This window comes from Amycolatopsis sp. NPDC004368, assembly GCF_053602515.1.
The window spans coordinates 38,664-56,322 of sequence record NZ_JBSGDT010000019.1; the positions used below are offsets into that span (position 1 = coordinate 38,664).

The following is a 17,659-nucleotide window of genomic DNA, read 5'->3' on the forward strand; positions in this document are numbered from 1 at the left end:
CGCGATCCTGCTGGAAGAAGACCACTCCACGGAAAGCGGGGTTCTGCTCGCGTGACCTCGAAGGCTGCCACGCCGGCACCCGGCGCGGAAACCTCCGCAGATTCGTACCTCCCCGGTCACGGCAATGGCGGGTACCGCGTCCGCCACTACGACCTGGATCTCGACTACCGCGTCGGGCCCAACCGGCTCAGCGGCACCGCGGTGCTCACCTGCGTCGCCACGCAGGCGTTGTCCAGGCTCACGCTCGACCTCGGTGGGTTCCGCATCTCGCGGGTGCTCGTCGACGGCCGCCCGGTGAAGTTCCTGCGGCGCGGGCTCAAGCTGCAGGTGAAACCGGTCCGGTCGATGGCGGCCGGCACCGAGTTCCGCGTGGAGGTCCGTTACGTCGGCAACCCGCGGCCGGTGCCGAGCCGCTGGGGCGACATCGGGTGGGACGAGCTCACCGACGGCGCCCTCGTGGCGAGCCAGCCGATCGGCGCGCCGTCGTGGTTCCCGTGCAACGACCACCCGGCCGACAAGGCGAGCTACCGCGTCACGGTGACCACCTCGTCGACGTACCTGGTGGCGGTGACGGGGAACCTCGTGTCGCGTCGGCAGTCGGCGAGCACGGCGACGTGGGTGTTCGAGCGGCCGGAGCCGACGGCCACCTACCTGATGAGCGTGCAGATCGGGCGTTACGACGACGTCGAGCTCGTGGCCGGGCCCGACGCGGGCTGGTTCTCCCACCCCGAGGCGCGGGCGTTCCGGATGCGGCTGGGCTTCGGCCGCGGCTCGGGCGTCGAGTCCGTGGTGGCGACGGTGCCGCAGCGGGCCGCCGTGCCGCCGCGGCTGCGCAAGCCGTTCGCACGCGACTTCGGCCGCCAGGGCCGGATGATGGACGTGCTGCAGCGGCTGTTCGGGCCGTACCCGTTCGGCGAGTACGTGGTCGTGGTGGCCGACGACGAGCTGGACGACCCGATCGAGGCGCAGGGGATGTCGATCTTCGGCGCCAACCACGTCGACGGCCGGCGCACCCACGAGCGTCTCGTGGTGCACGAGCTCGCCCACCAGTGGTTCGGCAACAGCCTCACCGTGGCCGACTGGCGCCACATCTGGCTCAACGAGGGCTTCGCGACGTACGCGGAGTGGCTGTGGTCCGAGGAGTCCGGCGGTCAGTCCGCGGACTCGCTCGCGCGAATGTGGCACGCGCGCATGCGAGCCCGGCCGGCCGACCTGCGCATCAGTGACCCGGGCGTGGCACGGATGTTCGACGAGCGCGTGTACAAGCGCGGCGCGCTCACGCTGCACGCCCTGCGCGGCGAGATCGGCGACCCGGCGTTCTTCGCGCTCGTCAAGGCGTGGCCCGCCGAGCACCGCCACGCCACGGTGAGCACCGAGGAGTTCCTCGCGTCCGCCGAGGTCTACGCGGGACGTCCGCTGCGGGCGTTTTTCACCACCTGGCTCGAAACACCCGCGCTGCCTCCGCTGTGACGGCGGCCCGACGAAAGGGGGGCGGCCATGACCTGGCCGCGGCAACCCGGTCCGCCGCGCCGTCGCGGCGCCGGGGCCGGTGCGTGGGTGGTGTTCGGTGCCGTGGCGGTGGTCGTGGTGGTCTTCGGGGTGACGGCGTTCGTCGCGCCGGGGTTCCTGCGGCCCACGCGGACGGTCGCCGGCGTGGGGCGGGTCGTGTCGGTGCCGGCTACCTCGGTGCCGACCACGTCGGCGGGCCCGCCCGTCTCGATCCCGACCGCACGCACGCCGGAGCCGCACCGCCCGCAGCCGCTGGCCGACCCGTCGAGCTGCAGCTACCCAGCCGACCCGAACGGCCCCGCCGCCAAACCCGCGACCCCGCCCGCCGACGGCCCGGAACCCGCGAGCGGCACCGTCGGCGTCGACCTCGTCACCACAGCCGGGGACATCGGGCTGACGCTGGACCGGGCACTGGCTCCGTGCACGGTGGCGAGTTTCCTGGCGCTCGCCGAGGGAGGCTTCTACACCGGCACCAGCTGCCACCGCCTCGGCACCACCGACCTGCAGATGCTCCAGTGCGGCGACCCGGCGGGCGACGGCACGGGCGGCCCGGGGTACACCGTGCCGGACGAGTTCTTCCCGGAGCTCACCTACGGCCGCGGCCTGGTGGCCCTCGCCAACACCGGCCAGCCCACCTCCGGCGGCAGCCAGTTCTTCATGATGTTCGGCGACACCCCGATCCCACCCACCTTCACCGTTTTCGCCACCGTCTCGGACCCCGGCCTGACCACCCTGGACAAGATCGCCCGCGGCGGCGCGGACACCACCTCGGCCGGCAACTACGGCGACGGCACGGGGCGGCCGCGCATCCCGGTCACGTTCACCGCGGTGACGGTGCGGGGCTGAGCACCGCGGTTCAGCGGTCCTCGAAGGATTCCGGCCGGGAAGCGCGAATGCCGCGGTAGGTGAACGGTGCGACCAGGCCACGCACCAGAGCGCCGTAGACCCGCAAGGACAGGCGGACGTGACGACCGGCAGGGCTGAACACATCGATCCCGTCGTGCAGGGGACCGAGGACAGCCCTCGCGCGTGCGCCGGGATCCGCAAGGTGCGGCCGGGTTTTCCCCTCAGCGACGCCACGATGTTGTGCGCGACCAGTTCGGCTCCTTTGCTGCGAGCCGAGGCGCGCAGGGGATCGCTGGCGGCCACATCGCCTACCGCCCAGATCCGGGGGTCGTCCGGTGTTCGCAGATCCGGGCCGACCCGCACGAATCCGTCGGCGTCGAGCAGATCGGCGGGCATCCACTCGGTGTTCGGGCGGGCCTGGCCGACGGCCCAGAGCACAAGCTCCGCGTCGGCGGACGGCTGGCCGGTGGTGAACCTGACGGGGCCGGTGCCCGGTGCCGGATCGGCCGGTACCTCGGCCCGGTGGTGGGGGTGCAGTCTCACGCCGAGCTGCTCGAGCCGCGCCCGCACCGTCGCCCAGACGTCCGGGTGATGGCTGGTGAGGGCCCGGTCCCTGGGGAAGTACAGGTCCACGCGCTTGTGGGGAAACGCCTCGGCGAGCTGCGCGGCGCAGCCGGCCGCCGACGCGCCCCCGCCGACGACCGCGATGGAACCGGCGGCTGCGAACCGGGAGTGCATGGTGCGCAGTCCCTCGTCGATCTCGGTCCGGCTCTGCAGGTCGGGCGTACGCCAGAATCCGTTGCGTACCCCGTGGCGAGCACCAGCACGTCGTAGGGTTCGCGGATCGTGGCGCCCTCGGCCGAAAGGACCGTGACCGACCGGGCCGTCGGGTCGAGACCGGTCAGCGAGCCGTGCACCAGGCGCACCCGGTCGAGTGCGCGGTAGCGGCCGAACGGGATGTTGTTCTGCGCCGACCACTGGTCGGGCCGGGCCAGCCGCCAACCGAGGTCCTGGCCACTGAGCAGGCCCGGCTTGCTGGAGACAGCCACCACGTCGACGAGCCGGCGGTACCGGCTGAGGGTGACGGCGGTGAGCAGGCCGGTGTCTCCCATTCCCGCCACGACGACGCGGACTCGTTGCAGCGGCCGGGAAGCTGACATGGCCCGAGGATATCGACTGGGATGAGCCCGCTCGGGGAACCGCGGAAGGACGGTTCCCCGAGCGGAGCCGGAGGGTTTGCCGTACGGCTCAGTCGCGCGACAGCACGGTTTTCAGTGCTGCCAGCAGCTTCGCGGTGGCCTCGGCCTCCGGGGCGCCGGACGAGTGGCGCCAGGCCACGTAGCCGTCCGGGCGCACGAGCAGGGCGCCGGCCTCGTCGATCTCGCTCGTGCGGGTCCAGTCGCCGTAGGAGTCCCGGGCGGAGTCGGCGCCGATGGTCACCACGGGCAGGTCCAGGCCGAGCTCGGCGGCCGCCTTGTCGGCGGCCACGCGCCACGCCGAGCCGGACAGGCCGGTGACGACGGTCCAGCGGCCGTGGCCCACGAGGTCCAAAGTGGACACCCGGCGGCCGTGGGCGCCGACGAGCCACACGTGGGGGATCTTCGCGCCCGGAGTGGTGGTGGGCTGGTGGAACAGCTCCGGGTCGCGGCCCGGCACCGGGGCCGGGCCGTCGGCGATCACGGCGGTGGAGGCGTAGCGCTGGTCGAGCTCCACGCCGTGGGCGTTGAACTCGTAGTGCTTGAGCTCGATCGCCTTCTCGAGCTGTCGACGGCGGCGGGCGCCGTCCTCGGTGGGGGCCTCGCAGGCGGCCAGGCCGGCGGCGATGGCGTCGGAGTCGGTGTCGCCGGTGATGCCCAGGGTCTCGAAGATCGGGCCGAACTGGTCGCGCGAGAGGTTCGCGCGGTCCACGATCTGCTTGCCCACTGGCGCGCGTTCGGCCGAGTAGCTCTCCAGCAGTTGCTCACCCGCCTCGCCGCGCACGACCATCGCGAGCTTCCACGCGAGGTTGAACGAGTCCTGGATGGACGTGTTGGACCCGAGCCCGTTGGACGGCGGGTGCCGGTGCACGGCGTCACCCGCGCAGAACACGCGGCCGCTGGAGTACTGGGTGGCGTAGGAGTGGTTGACCGTCCACAGCGACGTCGAGGTGATCTCGACCTCCAGCTCGGGGTCGCCGATGAGGTCGCGCACGATCCGCGTGGCCTCCTCCGCGTCGACCTCCGGCGGCGCCTGCGCGATGTCGTAACCCCACACCAGCAGCCACTTGTTCCACGGCCGCACCATGCGGACCAGGCCCATGCCGATGCCGCCCAGGTGCGCGCCCGGCCGCATCACCCAGTACAGCACGCTCGGGCGGTGCGCCACGTACTTGCTCAGGTCGGCCGTGAACGTGATGTTCATCGACCCGGCCTTGCCCGTCTCGCCCGCGATCGGCAGGCCAGCCTGCTCCGCGACGCGGCTGCGCGCGCCGTCGGCGCCGACCAGATAACGGGCCCGCAAGGTGAACTCGTCGCCGCGCACCCGGTCGAGGAAGCGGGCGGTGACCCCGTCGGCGTCCTGGGTGAAGTCCAGGAACTCGGTGTCCAGCCGCAGCTTCGCGCCGCGCTCGGCGGCGTTGGTCGCGAGGATCGGCTCCAGGTAGGTCTGGGGCAGGTCGATCATGTGGCACGGGCTGGCGGCACCGTACTCGGTGGCCGAGCGGTCGCCCGTGCCCCAGCTCGCGATGCGGCCGATCTCGGCGCCCGCCAGCGAGGTGCACAGCACGGTGTCGCCCATCAGCTCCGGCGGCGTGCCCTGCGCCAGCGCCTGCTCCTCGATGCCGAGGTCGCGCAGGACCTCCATCGCGCGCTGGTTGGTGATGTGGGCGCGCGGGGTGTTCGCCGTCCAGCCGTACTTGGTGGCCAGCACCGTGCGTACGCCGTAGGTGGCCAGCAGCAGCGCGGCGGTGCCCCCGGCCGGCCCGCTGCCGACCACGATGACGTCGGTGTCGTACTCGTTCATGGTGGGAGTCCTCGTCAGTGGGCGGGGGAGATGCGGAACGTGAAGTCGAGGCGGCGCCAGCCCCCGGCGGGCTCACGGCCGTCGGGCGCGGCACCGGACTGCTCGGCGAAGTCGACGATCAGGCCGTCCTTGACGCCGAACACCGTGTCGGAGTCGAGGTAGTCGCCGCCGTTGACGAACAGCTGCGTCACCAGCGTGCGGAAGCCCGGTTTGGCGATCATGAAGTGCACGTGCGGCGCGCGGAACGGGTGTCGTCCCACCGAGTCGAGCATCTGCCCGACCGGGCCGTCGGCCGGGATCGGGTAGGCCGAGGGCACGATCGTCCAGAACTTCAGCTTGCCCTCGGCGTCGGTGCGGAAGCGGGCGCGCAGCACCGGACCGTCCACATCGGGCAGCTGCACGTCGTAGAAACCGTCCTCATTGGACTGCCAGACGTCCACGACCGCGTCGGCCACCGGGGCCCCGTCGATGTCGGTCACGCTGATGTCCGACCACAGTGGAGTGCCGGGTAGCCCCTCGCCGAGGTCGGCGCCCTGCGCGGTCTCCGGCGGGCCCTGCACGTAGAACGGGCCGAGCACGGCCGACGGGGTGGTGTCGGGCGTGCGGGAGTTGGTGAGCACGTCGACGACGCTGGACACGCCCAGGGTGTCCGAGAGCAGGATGAACTCCTGGCGCTTGTCGTCGGTGATCTGGCCGGTGCGGGTGAGGAAGCCGATCGCGTACTCCCACTCCTCCTGCGTGAGGTCGGTGCGCACGACGTAGCCGTGCAGCGTGCGGACCAATTCCTGCAGGAGCTCGCGCAGCCGCGGGTCGGTGGTGGTGGCGAAGCTGTCGACGACCTCGGCCGTCAGGCCCCGCAGGTCGGGTTTGGTGCCCTCGGCCGCGGCGGGGCGGGCGCCGGCCCAGGCGTCGCGCAGGAGGCCCTCGATCCCTTCGCGGGTGACTTCGCGCGGGTTGGGGTAGGGCTTGGCGGACGCGATCTCGGCGGCTTTCGGCACGTCGGCTTCGGTGAAGCCGAGTTCGGCCAGCGAGTGCGGTACGGGCAGGCTCGCGATGAGGTCGTACACGCCGGTGGCCGCGTCCGGTGCGCCGAGTGCGTCGGCGATGCGGCGCATGGCGTCGGGGGCGCCGGAGGTGTTGTAGGCCATGGCGTAGGGCAGGACGACGGTGTGGGTTTCGGAGTGCGGGAGGGCGAAGCTGCCGCCGAGGGTGTGGCAGAGCTTGTGGTGCAGGGCCATGCCGACGGAGCCGAGGCAGGTCCCGGCGAGCCAGGCGGCGCGCAGCGCTTCGGCGCGGGCGTCCACATCGGACGGATCGGTCGCGATGCGGGGCAGGGCTGAGGCGAGCAGCCGGATGGCTTCGAGCGCGAACTGGTCGACGATCGGGTTGGCGTCGGGGGAGTAGAGCGCTTCGACTGCGTGGGCCATCGCGTTGATGCCGCTGGTGAGGGAGACCTGCACCGGCAGGCCGACGGTGAGGTCCACGTCGTAGACGACGACCTCGGGCAGGATCTTGGGTGAGGTCTGAGTGGTTTTGCGGCCGTCGGCGGTCTCGCCGAGGACGGGGGTCAGCTCCGAGCCGGCGTAGGTCGTGGGAACGATGATCTGCGGCAGGTCTGTGCGCAGCGCGATGGCCTTCGCGAGCCCGGTCGTCGAGCCGCCCCCGATGGCGAGGACGCAGTCGACGTCGTTTTCGGTCGCGGTCTTGAGCGCGCGCTCGGTCACGTCCACGGGCGTGTGCATCGCGGCCTCGTCGAAGCGCGCGGCGAGCAGCGGGCCGAGGGCGCCGGCGACGCGGTCGACGGGCTCGGCCAGCGGCGGGCTGCCCAGCAGCAGGACGCGGGTGGCGCCGAGCCGGCGCACCTCGTCGGGCAGCGAGGCGAGGGTGCCACTGCCGAAGACGACCCGGGCCGGGTTGGCGGTGTAGCTGAACATCGTTGGTCCTTCCACGCGGGTGCCTCGAGTATCCGGACGGCGGCGCGGAGTTTCCTGCACGAACCTGCCGCGTCGACAGCACGAAACGCGCGCGGGGCGTCGCTAGCCCTCGCGGCGCAGGGCGGCCGGGGTGGTGCCCAGCTGGCTGCGCAGCACACGGGTCAGGTGCTCCTGGTGCGAGAACCCGCAGGTCGCGGCGATGTCGGCGATCGGGTCGCCGGAGGTGCGCAGCAGCAGCCCGGCCTGTTCCACGCGCAGCTTCAGCAGGTAGCGGTGCGGGGGCAGGCCGGTGCGCGCCTTGAAGCGGCGGGCGAAGCGGCTCACGCTCAGCCCGGTCACCGCCGCGAGGTCGGGCAGCCCGAGCGGTTCGCCGAGCCGTTCCGTCATCAGCTCACGCACCCGCTCGAACTGCCGATCCGACAGCGCGGCCGCCGGCGGCGCGGGCTCCGCGCCGGCCCGGTCGGCCCGATGACGGCGGGCGAGGTGCGTGGCCACGAGCGCGCACAGCTGGTCGGCGTACGTGCGGGCGCTCGGTTCCCAGTCGCGGACCACACCGTCGAGCGACAGCAGCAGCTGCTCCAGCAGCGGATCGACCGTGCCGAGCCCCTCCGCGAGCCGGATGGGTGTGTCGGTGCCCGCGGCCTCCTGCACGGCCGTATCGGCGACGTACACGTGCAGCGTGTCGAGCTCCCCGCCCAGCTCCACGGACAGGTCCGCGTGCGAGGGCTGCAGGAACAGCCCGCCGGCCGGTACTCGGCGGCTCTGCTCCGCCGCCGTGCCGAAGCGCCGCCGGACCGTCACGGGCCCGGCGAGGTGCAGGATGAGCTGGTGCGTCGGCGCGGCGGCGAACAGGCCGCGATGGGGGCGTTCGTGCTGGCGCGACAGGTAGAGGTGTTCCCAGCCGAGGCCCGCGCTGGTGCGCTCGGGCCGGATCCAGGGCAGCGCGAGGATGCCGTTGGTGTCGGCGGTCGACAGCTCACCCACCCGCGTCCTCCTCGTCGCGCCGTCTCGGTACACCCCGAGTGTAGGCGTGCGGACCGGGTTCCCGGTGCCCTTGCCGCCTCACCGGGAAGGTCGGCGAGGCGGCAAGGGCACCGGCGGGTGGCTCAGAGAGGGTTGAACTGTCCCAGCGGCGCCGTGCAGAACGGGCCGCCCACGAACTCCGCGGCCGCGCCCGTGGGGGCGGGCTGGTCGGCGAGCTGGTCGGCGTACGTCTCGGCGTTGTCGAGGGACTTGTAGCCCAGCGCTTCGGCCTCGGCGAGCGAGTACACGCGCCGCGTGTTGTCCGAGACGCCCCAGAGCAGGCGGTAGCCGGGGGAGGGGGCGGCGAGGCAGGCCTCGAAGAGGCGGGCGCCGTCGTCGGGGGAGAGCCAGGTGGTGAGGCCGCGGGGGCCCAGGGGCAGGGGGGTCTCGAAGCACGAGCCGATGCGGATCACGAGCACGTCCATGCCGAAGCGGGACGCGTACAGGCTGCCCAGCGACTCGATGGCCGCCTTGCTCACGCCGTAGTAGGTGTCGGGGCGCGGGCTCGAGTCCGCCGGCAGCCCGGCGGCCGGGGCGTCGGCGTTGCGGCGGAAGCCCACCGCGTGGTTGCTCGACGCGAGGATCACGCGCTTGATCCCGGCCTCCCGCGCGGCTTCGAGCACGGTGTGGGTGCCGCTGATGTTCACCTCGAGCGTGGCTTCCCACGAGTTCTCGCGGCTGTGGCCGCCGAGGTGGATCAGGGCGTCGGCGCCGGCGCAGGCGGCGGCCATCACCTCGGGGTCGGTGACCGAGCCGGTCACGAGCTCGACGGCCTCGCCGGCCTCGGCCGGTGGCTGCTCGGCCAGGTCGAGCAGCCGCAGCACCCGGCCGGGCCGGCGCAGCCGCGGGCGCATCAGGGTGCCGACGATGCCTGCCGATCCGGTGATCAGCACGCGCTGGTCTGCCATGGGGTTCCTCTCGAGACTTCGGGGCGGTGGCGGCGGTCAGCGGATGCCGGCGCGGCGCAACTGCTGCCCGAGCTCGGCGGTCGTCTCGGCCAGGAGCTCGCCGACGCGCTGCACGTCGGCGTCGGTCACCTGGCCGACCGGCATCGAGCAGCTCATCGCGTCGGTGCCGGGGATGCGGTAGGGGATCACGGCGGCGACGCAGCGGACCCCGAGCGTGCCTTCCTCGATCTCGGAGGCGTAGCCGACCTCGCGCGTGCGGGCGAGATCGGCGTGCAGCTGCTCGCGTGTGGTGATGGTGTGCGGGGTGAGCGGCGGGAGCTTCGCCGGCATCAGGGCCTCGATCTCGTCGTGCGTCAGCTCGGCGAGCAGCGCCTTGCCCAGCGCCGTGGCGTGGGTGGGCAGCGTGCGGCCGACGCGCGAGACGAGGTGCGTCGAATGCTGCGACTCGCGGGTCTCGAGGTACACGACCTCGGTGCCGTTGCGGCGCGCGAAGTGCGCGGTGAACCCGGTCTTCTCGCGGATGCGCTCCAGCGCCTCGGTGGCGAACGGCACGATCGCGTCGCGGTCGAGGTAGGCGGTGCCGCAGATCAGGGCGCGCACGCCGAGGCGGTAGCGCGCGGTGTTCGCGTCGGCTTCGAGCCAGCCGGCTTCGAGCAGCGTGCGCAGCAGGCCGTGGAGGCTCGAGCGCGGGAAGCCGGTGCGGGCGTGCAGGTCCGAGAGCGACAGCCACACGTCGTTGGCCGCGAACGTCTCGATGAGGTCGATGGCGCGCCGGGCGGACTTCACGCCCGCGCTCTCGACGGGCGTCGCGATGCGTTCTGCGGTGGCCGGCTTCTGCGCCATCTGTGTCCTCCGACCGGGCCGTTGACTTGTGACTCCGGCCATATTAGCGTCCCGAACAGCATTCTTATGGATGAACATAGTCAGCATAACAGACTCCATTCAAGAATGTGAACACCGGTACGTGCCGAGCGCCGAGGCAGCACCGGTGGGATCGTCGAACCCGTGACCGGGCACGCCACCCGGACGCCCCGACGAGGACGGAAAGAGCGAAAACTGATGGCACAGCCCAAGATCGAGCTGGACGGCCTGCTGGCGTTCCCGCTGACTCCGTTCACCGACGACCTCGAGGTGAACCTCGACGGCTTCGCGGAAAACGTGGAGAGCCACGTGGCCGCCGGGGCGGGGGCGTTGTTCGTCGCGTGCGGCACGGGTGAATTCTCGTCGCTCGCACCGGACGAGGTCGCGGCGCTGCTGGCGCGGGCGCGGGAGGTCGTGGCCGGGCGCGTGCCGGTGTGGATCGGGGCCGGTGGCGGTGCGGCCGCCGCGCGCGCGGGTGTGGCCGCGGCTCAGGCCGGGGGTGCCGACGGGGTACTGCTGCTGCCTCCGTACCTGGTCACGGGTCCGCAGCCCGGACTGGTCGACTTCGTGCGGTTCGCGGTGGGCGACACGTCGGTGCCGGTGATCGTGTACCACCGCGGCACCGGGGTGTTCACCGCGCCGTCGGCCGCGCAGCTGCTCGACATTCCGTCGGTGGTCGGGCTGAAGGACGGGTTCGGCGACGTCGAGACGATGACGCGGATCGTGACCACGATCCGGTCGCTGGACACCGAACGGTCGCGGGAGTTCTTGTTCTTCAACGGGTTGCCGACGGCGGAGATGTCGGCGAAGGCGTACGCGGCCATTGGCGTCGCGCGCTATTCATCGGCGGTGCACTGCTTCGCGCCGGAGATCGCGCACCGCTTCCACCGGGCGCTGGCGGAGAACGACGTCGAGGTGATGGACACGTTGCTGGCCGGGTTCTACCTGCCGCTGGTGGCGTTGCGCGACGAGACGCCCGGGTTCGCGGTGTCGCTGGTCAAGGCTGCCGCGCGGTTGCGCGGAGACAAGGTGGGCACCGTCCGTCCGCCGCTGGTCGAGCCCACGCCGGCGCAGATCGACCGGCTCGGCGGGATCGTGGAGCACGGCTTCGAGGTGCTCAAGGGGATCGAGGGCCGATGAAGATCCGGGACGTGGTGCTCACGCCTGTCGCGTTCGCGGATCCGCCGCTGCTGAACGTGATGGGGGTGCACGAGCCGTTCGCGTTGCGCAGCGTGGTGCAGGTGATCTGTGACGACGGTGTCGTGGGGCTCGGGGAATCGTATGGGGACGCGGCGTTCCTGGGTGAGGTGCGCAAGGTCCTGCCGGAGCTGGCCGGGCACGATGTGTTCGACCTGCCGGGCCTCAAGCGCCTCATCACCCGCTCGCTGGCCGGCACGGTGCTGACCGATGAGCACGGGTTGATCGGCGGGTTCTCCATCCGCAAGACCATCGCGTCGGTGTATTCGCTGTTCGAGGTGGCGTGTCTGGACGCGCAGGGGCAGTACCTGGGTCGTCCGGTGGTGGATCTGCTGGGTGGGAAGGCCCGCGACGCCGTGGACTTCTCGGCGTATCTGTTCTACAAGTACGGCGCCCACGTCGGCGCCGAGGCGGACAGCTGGGGCGACGTCACCACGCCCGAAGCGCTGGTCGGCGCCGCCAAGCGGATGGTCGAGCAGTACGGGTTCCAGTCGATCAAGCTCAAGGGCGGAGTGTTCACCCCCGCGGAGGAGATCGACGGTATCCGGGCGCTGGCCGAGGCGTTCCCCGGTCATCCGTTGCGGATCGACCCGAACGCGGCGTGGACGGTCGACACCAGTATCCGGGTCGCCCACGAGCTGGACGGGGTGCTGGAGTACCTGGAGGACCCGACGCCGGGGATCGAGGGCATGGCCCGGGTGGCGGCGGAGGCGAGCATGCCGTTGGCCACCAACATGTGCGTGGTGAACTTCGGGGACATCGAGCCGGCGTTCCGGGCCCGCGCGGTCGGGGTACTGCTGTCGGATCACCACTTCTGGGGTGGGATGCGCGACACGCAGGCGTTGTCGGTGCTGTGCGAGAGCTTCGGGGTCGGGTTGTCGATGCACTCCAACAGCCACCTCGGGATCTCGCTGGCGGCGATGGTGCACGTGGCGGCGGCGACCCCGCACCTGACCTATGCCTGTGACACGCACTGGCCGTGGAAGACCGCGGACGTGATCGTGCCCGGGACACTGGAGTTCGTCGACGGTGCCGTCGCGGTGCCGGACCAGCCCGGTTTGGGCATCGAGCTGGATCCCGACGCGCTGGCCCGTGCCCACGAGGACTACGTCCGATGTGGACTGACGAAACGCGACGACGTGACCTACATGCGCCACTACGTCGCGGACTTCCAACCCAACACGGCCCGGTGGTGACGCGGTGAAGGTGACCGGATACGCCTACCCGTGGGACGTCCTCGGCGATCCCGGCTTCGTGCCGCGCGCGCAGGACCTGCCCGTGGACGAGGTCGCGGTGGCGCTGACCTACCACAGCACCCGCGCCGCCACCCCGCACCTGCCCGAGCGCACGTCGGTGATCGCGCGCACCGCGGCGAGCTACCGGCCCGTGCGCGACGCGGTCTGGCAGGGCAGGGAACTGCGTCCGTCCACTCCGGACTGGGTCGCGCAGCCCGACAGCGGTGGCGACGCCGTACGCCTGCTCAACACGGCCGGCATCCCCGCCGCCGCGTGGCTCGTGCTCACGCACAACTCGCAGCTGGGCACCGAGTTCCCGCAGTACACCGTGCACAACTGCTTCGGCGAGTCCTACCCGTGGGCGCTGTGCCCGGCTCAGCCCGCCGTGCGCGAGTACGCGGCGACGCTGACCGCCGAGGCCGTCGCGGGGCTGGAGCTGTCGTCGGTGATCCTCGAGGCCTGCGGCCCGCTCGGCGCGGTGCACCAGCACCAGCACGAGAAGACCGACGGCGTGTGGGCTCCGGCGGTGGCGCGGCTGCTGTCGATCTGCTGCTGCGACGCGTGCGCCGAAGGCCGGCCGGGCCTGGACCCGGCGCAGGTGCGCGAGACGCTGCGCGCCGAGGTCCGCCGGCTGCTCGACACCGGCGACCTCACCGTGACCGCGGACCGGCTGCCGGCCGGGCTCAAAGCCGCGGTGCTCACCGGCCGGCAGCAGGCGACCGACGCGCTGCGTGCCGCCGTGCTCACCGAGCTCGAACCGGGCACGCGGATCGTGCTGCACGGCGCCCTGGACCCGTGGGTCACCGGCGCGCTGCCGGGCCTCACCCCGACCGCGGCCGACGACGCCGCCGTGGTCGTGCTGCAGAACTGGGCGCCGGGCCAGGGCAGCGTCGACGCCGTGGCGGCGGCTCGGGAGGCCCTGCCCGAAGACGTGGCGGTGGGCAGCTACATCACCGCCGTCGCCGCGAGTCCCGTGCCGGACATCGAGGCGTACGTGACCTCGCTCGGCAAGGCCGGTGCCACCGAGCTGCACCTCTACCATCTGGGTTTGGCGGGTCCCGGCCGGTGGCCGGACCTGCGCGCCGCCACGGCGGCGGCGCACTCCGTGCCGTGAGGCGCGGACCGTCGGTCCCTGAACCCGATCCACCCGAGGAGACACGTCCCACCATGAGCCGAGAAACCTCCGCCCCGGAGCTCGAGCGCACCCTCGCCGCCGCGGCCGCGGCCGCCCGTCCGTTCGCGGCGAGCACGCCCGCAGAACGCGCCGGCTGGCTCGAAGCCGTCGCCGACGCCCTCGACGCCGAAGCCGAGGAGCTCGTCACCCTCGCCCACACCGAGACCCATCTGCCCGCGGCGCCGCGGCTGAAGGGCGAGCTCGCCCGCACCACCTTCCAGCTGCGCCTCTTCGGCCAGGTCCTGCGCGACGGCGCGTTCCTGGGCGCCACCGTCGACCACGCCGACGCCGAGTGGCCGATGGGCCCGCGCCCCGACATCCGCCGCGTGCTCGTACCGATCGGCCCGACGCTGGTGTTCGCGGCCAGCAACTTCCCGTTCGCGTTCAGCGTCGCGGGTGGCGACACGGCGTCTGCGCTGGCGGCCGGCTGCCCGGTGATCCTCAAGGCGCACCCGGGCCACGAGGAGTTGTCCACGCGCACGGGCGAGATCGTCGTCGCCGCGCTGGCCGCCGCGGGTGCGCCGGCCGGGACGTTCGCGGTGGTCCACGGGTTCGAGCAGGGGGTGACCGCGCTCAAGGACCCGCGGATCCAGGCCGCTTCCTTCACCGGCTCGGTGCCGGGCGGGCGCGCGCTGTTCGACATCGCCGTCTCGCGCCCCACGCCGATCCCGTTCTACGGCGAGCTCGGCAGCGTGAACCCGGTGGTCGTCACGCCGGGTGCGGTCGCCAAGCGCGGCGAGGCCGTGGCGAAGGCGTACGCGGGGTCCTTCAGCCTCGGGGCCGGCCAGTTCTGCACGAAGCCGGGCCTGCTGTTCCTGCCGGAGGGCCACGGTCTCGATGCCGCGCTGAGCGAGGCCGTCGGCGCGGTGACCGCCCAGCCGATGCTCAACGAGCGCATCGCGCAGGGCTTCGCGCACAAGCTTTCCGAGCTGCGGCAGGCGCCCGGCGTGACCACGGTCGTCGACGGCACGCACCAGGGCGAGTCGTTCACCCCGAGCCTGATGTCCACCACGGCCAAGGAGTTCCTGGCCGGTGGTGAAGCGGTGCGCGAGGAGCACTTCGGGCCCGCGTCGCTGATCGTCACCTACAGCGACACCGACGAACTCGTCGGCGTGCTCGACACGCTGGAGCCCGGCCTGACCGCGACGGTGCAGGGCGAGGAGGACGAGGCCGACTACGTCCGCCCGCTGCTGCCTTCGCTCACGCGCCTCGCGGGGCGACTGCTGTGGAACGACTGGCCCACTGGCGTCACGGTGAGCTGGGCGCAGCAGCACGGCGGCCCCTACCCGGCCACCACCGCCCCGACCACCACCTCGGTCGGCACCGCCGCCATCGAGCGGTTCCTGCGTCCGGTCGCGTGGCAGGGTTTCCCCGACGCGCTGCTGCCCGAGCCGCTGCAGGAGGAGAACCCGTGGCAGCTGCCGCGGCGCACGGACGGAGCGCGCTGAACAATTCGCGCTGAGCAATTCCGTTTTCGCATTGAACAACAACTGAATTCTCCTTTTCTGGTCCCCGAAAATCCCGCAAGCCAAGGACGTCTTGATCCTGGGAGGCATTGTCATGCCCGTAAACCGGAGAACTGCCCTGCGCGGAGGCACCCTCGCGGCCGCCTCGGTGGCCCTGACCGCCGCCGCGCACCCCGCTCTTGCGTCGGACAGCGTCGCTGCGGGTTCGGTGTCCGCCGCGTCTGCTGTGGACGAAGCGGCCACCGACCCGTTGAAAGCGATCGTGGCGGGTTACCGGGAACTGCAGACCGGGATCAACCGGCCCTCGCCGGAACGCACGGCCGCGCTGAAGAACCTCGGTCGCGTGGCGAAGGCGTACCACGACACGATGACCGTGACCGGCGGTCCACTGTGGACCGACCTGCCGCTCGGGCCGGGCAGCGACTACACCACATCGATGTACGCGCGGCTGCGGGCCATCGCCGTGGACTGGGGAACGCCGGGCGGCACGCTCGCCGGCGACCCGCAGGTGCTCGACCGCATCAAGAAGGCGCTGGAGCTGATCTACGCCGGCCAGTACAACCCGCAGGTCGGCGAGATCGGCAACTGGTACACCTACGAAATCGGCGTGCCGTACTACCTGCTGCACACGCTCGTGACGGTCGCCGATGAGCTGACCCCCGACGAGCTCGCGCGTTACGTCAGCCCGATCAAGCGGTTCGTGGGCAACCCCAACGTGCGGGCCAACAGCCCGGGCACGGTCGAGACCGGTGCCAACCGCGCCGACAAGGCCTTGATCTCCATCGTCTCCGGCGCGCTCATCGGCGACACCGCGTGGATCAGGACCGGCATCGACGCGCTCACCGACGTCGCCGGGGGCGGCGCCGCGAGCCTGGTCGCTAAGGTGGACAAGGCCGGCAGCGACGGGTTCCACGTCGACGGTTCGTTCATCCAGCACGAGACCATCCCGTACCCCGGGCACTACGGCATCGTGCTGCTGACCGCGCTCTCCGGCGCGATCCACGTGACCGAGGGCACCGAGTACGCCCTGCCCGAGGACCTCAAGCAGAAGATCTACGCGCTCGTGCCCGACACGTTCGCCCCGTTCGTCTACGCGGGGGCGCTGATGGAGCCGGTGCGCGGGCGGATGCTTTCGCGCCAGGGAGAGACCGGCCACGACATCGGCCACCAGCTCACCGTCGCCACGCTCGTGCTGGCGCGCGCGGCCACCGGCGCGGCCAAGGCCGAGCTGTCGGGCCTCGCGGCGAAGTGGATCGCCGAGGGCACGTACGCGCCGTTCCTGGAGATCCCCGACCCCGAGCGGTTCGCGCCGGGACCGGACCTCGTGGCGACGCCGGGCATCGAGTTCGCGCAGGAACTGCTGGCGACCCGCGTGCGGCCCACGCCGATCACCGCCACGCACCGGATCTTCGGCCAGCAGGACCGGATGGTGCACGTGACCGAGGGCTGGTCGAGCTCGCTCGCGGTGGGGTCCACGCGGATCTCGCGCTACGAGTCGATCAACGGCATGAACCTGCACGGCTGGTACGTCGGCGACGGCGTGCTGTACCTGTTCCTGCCGAACGCGAAGGGGCACTACTCCGACGCGTACTGGCCGACCGTCGACCCGCTGCTGCTGCCGGGTGCGACCACCAAAGCCGGCCCGACGGGGGCGCTGCAGTCCACGCCGATGTCGACGAAGGACCACGTCGGCGGCGTCCGGTGGGACGCGCGCCACGGTGCGTACGCGATGGATTTCGTGTCGCTGGACGGCACGCTGACGGCGAAGAAGTCGTGGTTCTTCACGCCGGCGGGGATCGTCTGCCTCGGCGCGGGCATCACCGACACGTCGGGGCAGCAGGTGCGCACCACGGTCGAGAACCGCAACCTGGGCGAGAACGGCCGCGGTGCGCTGCTGGCGGACGCGCGGCTCGTCTCGTCGGCGCTCGGCCGCGCGACGGCGCTGCATGACCCGCGCTGGCTGCACCTCGACAGTGCTTCCGGGAACGTCGCGGGCTACGTGCTGCTCGACAAAGCCTCGGTGACGGCGTTGCGCGAGGACCGCACCGGCGCGTGGCGCGACATCGACACGGGCGCGAACACCAAGGGCACGACCGATCCGTACACGCGGCGTTATCAGAAGCTCGTGATCGAGCACGGAGTGAAGCCGACGGATGCGAAGTACGCGTACGCGGTGCTGCCCGCGGCCTCGGTGGTCGGCACGGTGGCCTCGGTGCTCGCGTGGCGCGTGCGGGCGAACACAGCCGCCGTTCAGGCGATTCGGCTGTGGGACAACACACTCCTCGCGAACTTCTACGAGGCCCATACTGTTGATGAGGTGACTGTCTCAGGTCCGGCGTCGGTGGCCCTGGGACGCAGCGGCTCCGGCTGGCAGCTCGCGGTCTCGGATCCCACACAGCTCCAGGACAGCGTGCGGGTGACGGTGCGGCGCCGGACGGTGGAGGTGCCGCTGAAGGGCACCTTCGGTGCAACGCAGGTCGTGAAGCTGCCGCGCTGAGGCGTCGAC

Annotated in this window: 12 protein-coding genes and 1 pseudogene; 7 read left to right on the forward strand and 6 right to left on the reverse strand. The window is 71.9% G+C overall.

Going from position 1 to position 17,659, the window contains the following annotated elements:
• Positions 1–51: 51 nt before the first annotated feature.
• Entirely contained in the window at positions 52–1,470 is a 1,419-nt protein-coding gene (locus ACWEOE_RS24880; RefSeq protein WP_452012900.1) for a M1 family metallopeptidase, read from the forward strand.
• Between the two features lie 27 nt (positions 1,471–1,497).
• A complete protein-coding gene (locus tag ACWEOE_RS24885) occupies positions 1,498–2,355 on the forward strand; it encodes a peptidylprolyl isomerase (RefSeq protein ID WP_452012901.1) in 858 nt (285 codons plus the stop codon).
• 297 nt (positions 2,356–2,652) lie between these two features.
• Here the strand turns inward: ACWEOE_RS24885 and ACWEOE_RS24890 are convergent.
• The 6 genes and pseudogenes from ACWEOE_RS24890 to ACWEOE_RS24915 all read right to left on the reverse strand — a co-directional run.
• Positions 2,653–3,093, reverse strand: a pseudogene (locus ACWEOE_RS24890) (FAD-dependent oxidoreductase); the annotation flags it as partial.
• A 510-nt stretch (positions 3,094–3,603) separates the two neighbouring features.
• The gene (locus tag ACWEOE_RS24895) at positions 3,604–5,355 is read right to left on the reverse strand and encodes an FAD-dependent monooxygenase (RefSeq protein ID WP_452012902.1); all 1,752 of its coding nucleotides are present in this window, start codon (positions 5,353–5,355) and stop codon (positions 3,604–3,606) included.
• 14 nt (positions 5,356–5,369) lie between these two features.
• Positions 5,370–7,289 carry a maleylacetate reductase and hydroxyquinol 1,2-dioxygenase domain-containing protein gene (locus ACWEOE_RS24900; RefSeq protein ID WP_452012904.1) on the reverse strand — a complete coding sequence of 640 codons (1,920 nt, stop codon included), beginning with the start codon at positions 7,287–7,289 and terminating at the stop codon, positions 5,370–5,372.
• 102 nt (positions 7,290–7,391) lie between these two features.
• On the reverse strand, positions 7,392–8,273 hold the full coding sequence (locus tag ACWEOE_RS24905) for a helix-turn-helix domain-containing protein (RefSeq protein ID WP_452012906.1): 882 nt from the start codon (positions 8,271–8,273) through the stop codon (positions 7,392–7,394).
• 122 nt (positions 8,274–8,395) lie between these two features.
• Positions 8,396–9,220, reverse strand: a complete 825-nt coding sequence (locus ACWEOE_RS24910) for an NAD-dependent epimerase/dehydratase family protein (protein ID WP_452012907.1) — start codon at positions 9,218–9,220, stop codon at positions 8,396–8,398.
• 36 nt (positions 9,221–9,256) lie between these two features.
• Positions 9,257–10,063, reverse strand: a complete 807-nt coding sequence (locus ACWEOE_RS24915; protein WP_452012909.1) for an IclR family transcriptional regulator — start codon at positions 10,061–10,063, stop codon at positions 9,257–9,259.
• Positions 10,064–10,279: 216 nt separating this feature from the next.
• On the opposite strand from ACWEOE_RS24915, the gene ACWEOE_RS24920 reads away from it, so the two are divergent.
• The 5 genes from ACWEOE_RS24920 to ACWEOE_RS24940 all read left to right on the forward strand — a co-directional run bounded on the left by ACWEOE_RS24920 (position 10,280) and on the right by ACWEOE_RS24940 (position 17,650).
• A complete protein-coding gene (locus ACWEOE_RS24920) occupies positions 10,280–11,221 on the forward strand; it encodes a 5-dehydro-4-deoxyglucarate dehydratase (protein WP_452012910.1) in 942 nt (313 codons plus the stop codon).
• A complete protein-coding gene (locus ACWEOE_RS24925; RefSeq protein ID WP_452012911.1) occupies positions 11,218–12,474 on the forward strand; it encodes a glucarate dehydratase family protein in 1,257 nt (418 codons plus the stop codon). Before ACWEOE_RS24920 ends, ACWEOE_RS24925 begins: the two co-directional genes overlap by 4 nt.
• Positions 12,475–12,478: 4 nt before the next feature.
• Positions 12,479–13,627: a hypothetical protein gene (locus tag ACWEOE_RS24930; protein WP_452012913.1), complete on the forward strand. Its 1,149-nt coding sequence runs from the start codon at positions 12,479–12,481 to the stop codon at positions 13,625–13,627.
• 53 nt (positions 13,628–13,680) lie between these two features.
• Positions 13,681–15,135, forward strand: a complete 1,455-nt coding sequence (locus tag ACWEOE_RS24935; protein ID WP_452012915.1) for an aldehyde dehydrogenase (NADP(+)) — start codon at positions 13,681–13,683, stop codon at positions 15,133–15,135.
• A gap of 112 nt (positions 15,136–15,247) precedes the next feature.
• Positions 15,248–17,650, forward strand: coding sequence for a polysaccharide lyase 8 family protein (locus ACWEOE_RS24940; protein WP_452012916.1), 2,403 nt, complete (start codon positions 15,248–15,250; stop codon positions 17,648–17,650).
• The last annotated feature ends 9 nt before the right edge of the window (positions 17,651–17,659 follow it).

What these genes read in the sequence shown, in the direction of transcription:
- ACWEOE_RS24885 (WP_452012901.1), top strand. Translation starts at nt 1,498, where the DNA reads ATGACCTGGCCGCGGCAACCCGGTCCGCCGCGCCGTCGCGGCGCCGGG.
- ACWEOE_RS24895 (WP_452012902.1), bottom strand. Translation starts at nt 5,355, where the DNA reads ATGAACGAGTACGACACCGACGTCATCGTGGTCGGCAGCGGGCCGGCC.
- ACWEOE_RS24900 (WP_452012904.1), bottom strand. Translation starts at nt 7,289, where the DNA reads ATGTTCAGCTACACCGCCAACCCGGCCCGGGTCGTCTTCGGCAGTGGC.
- ACWEOE_RS24910 (WP_452012907.1), bottom strand. Translation starts at nt 9,220, where the DNA reads ATGGCAGACCAGCGCGTGCTGATCACCGGATCGGCAGGCATCGTCGGC.
- ACWEOE_RS24915 (WP_452012909.1), bottom strand. Translation starts at nt 10,063, where the DNA reads ATGGCGCAGAAGCCGGCCACCGCAGAACGCATCGCGACGCCCGTCGAG.
- ACWEOE_RS24920 (WP_452012910.1), top strand. Translation starts at nt 10,280, where the DNA reads ATGGCACAGCCCAAGATCGAGCTGGACGGCCTGCTGGCGTTCCCGCTG.
- ACWEOE_RS24925 (WP_452012911.1), top strand. Translation starts at nt 11,218, where the DNA reads ATGAAGATCCGGGACGTGGTGCTCACGCCTGTCGCGTTCGCGGATCCG.
- ACWEOE_RS24935 (WP_452012915.1), top strand. Translation starts at nt 13,681, where the DNA reads ATGAGCCGAGAAACCTCCGCCCCGGAGCTCGAGCGCACCCTCGCCGCC.
- ACWEOE_RS24940 (WP_452012916.1), top strand. Translation starts at nt 15,248, where the DNA reads ATGCCCGTAAACCGGAGAACTGCCCTGCGCGGAGGCACCCTCGCGGCC.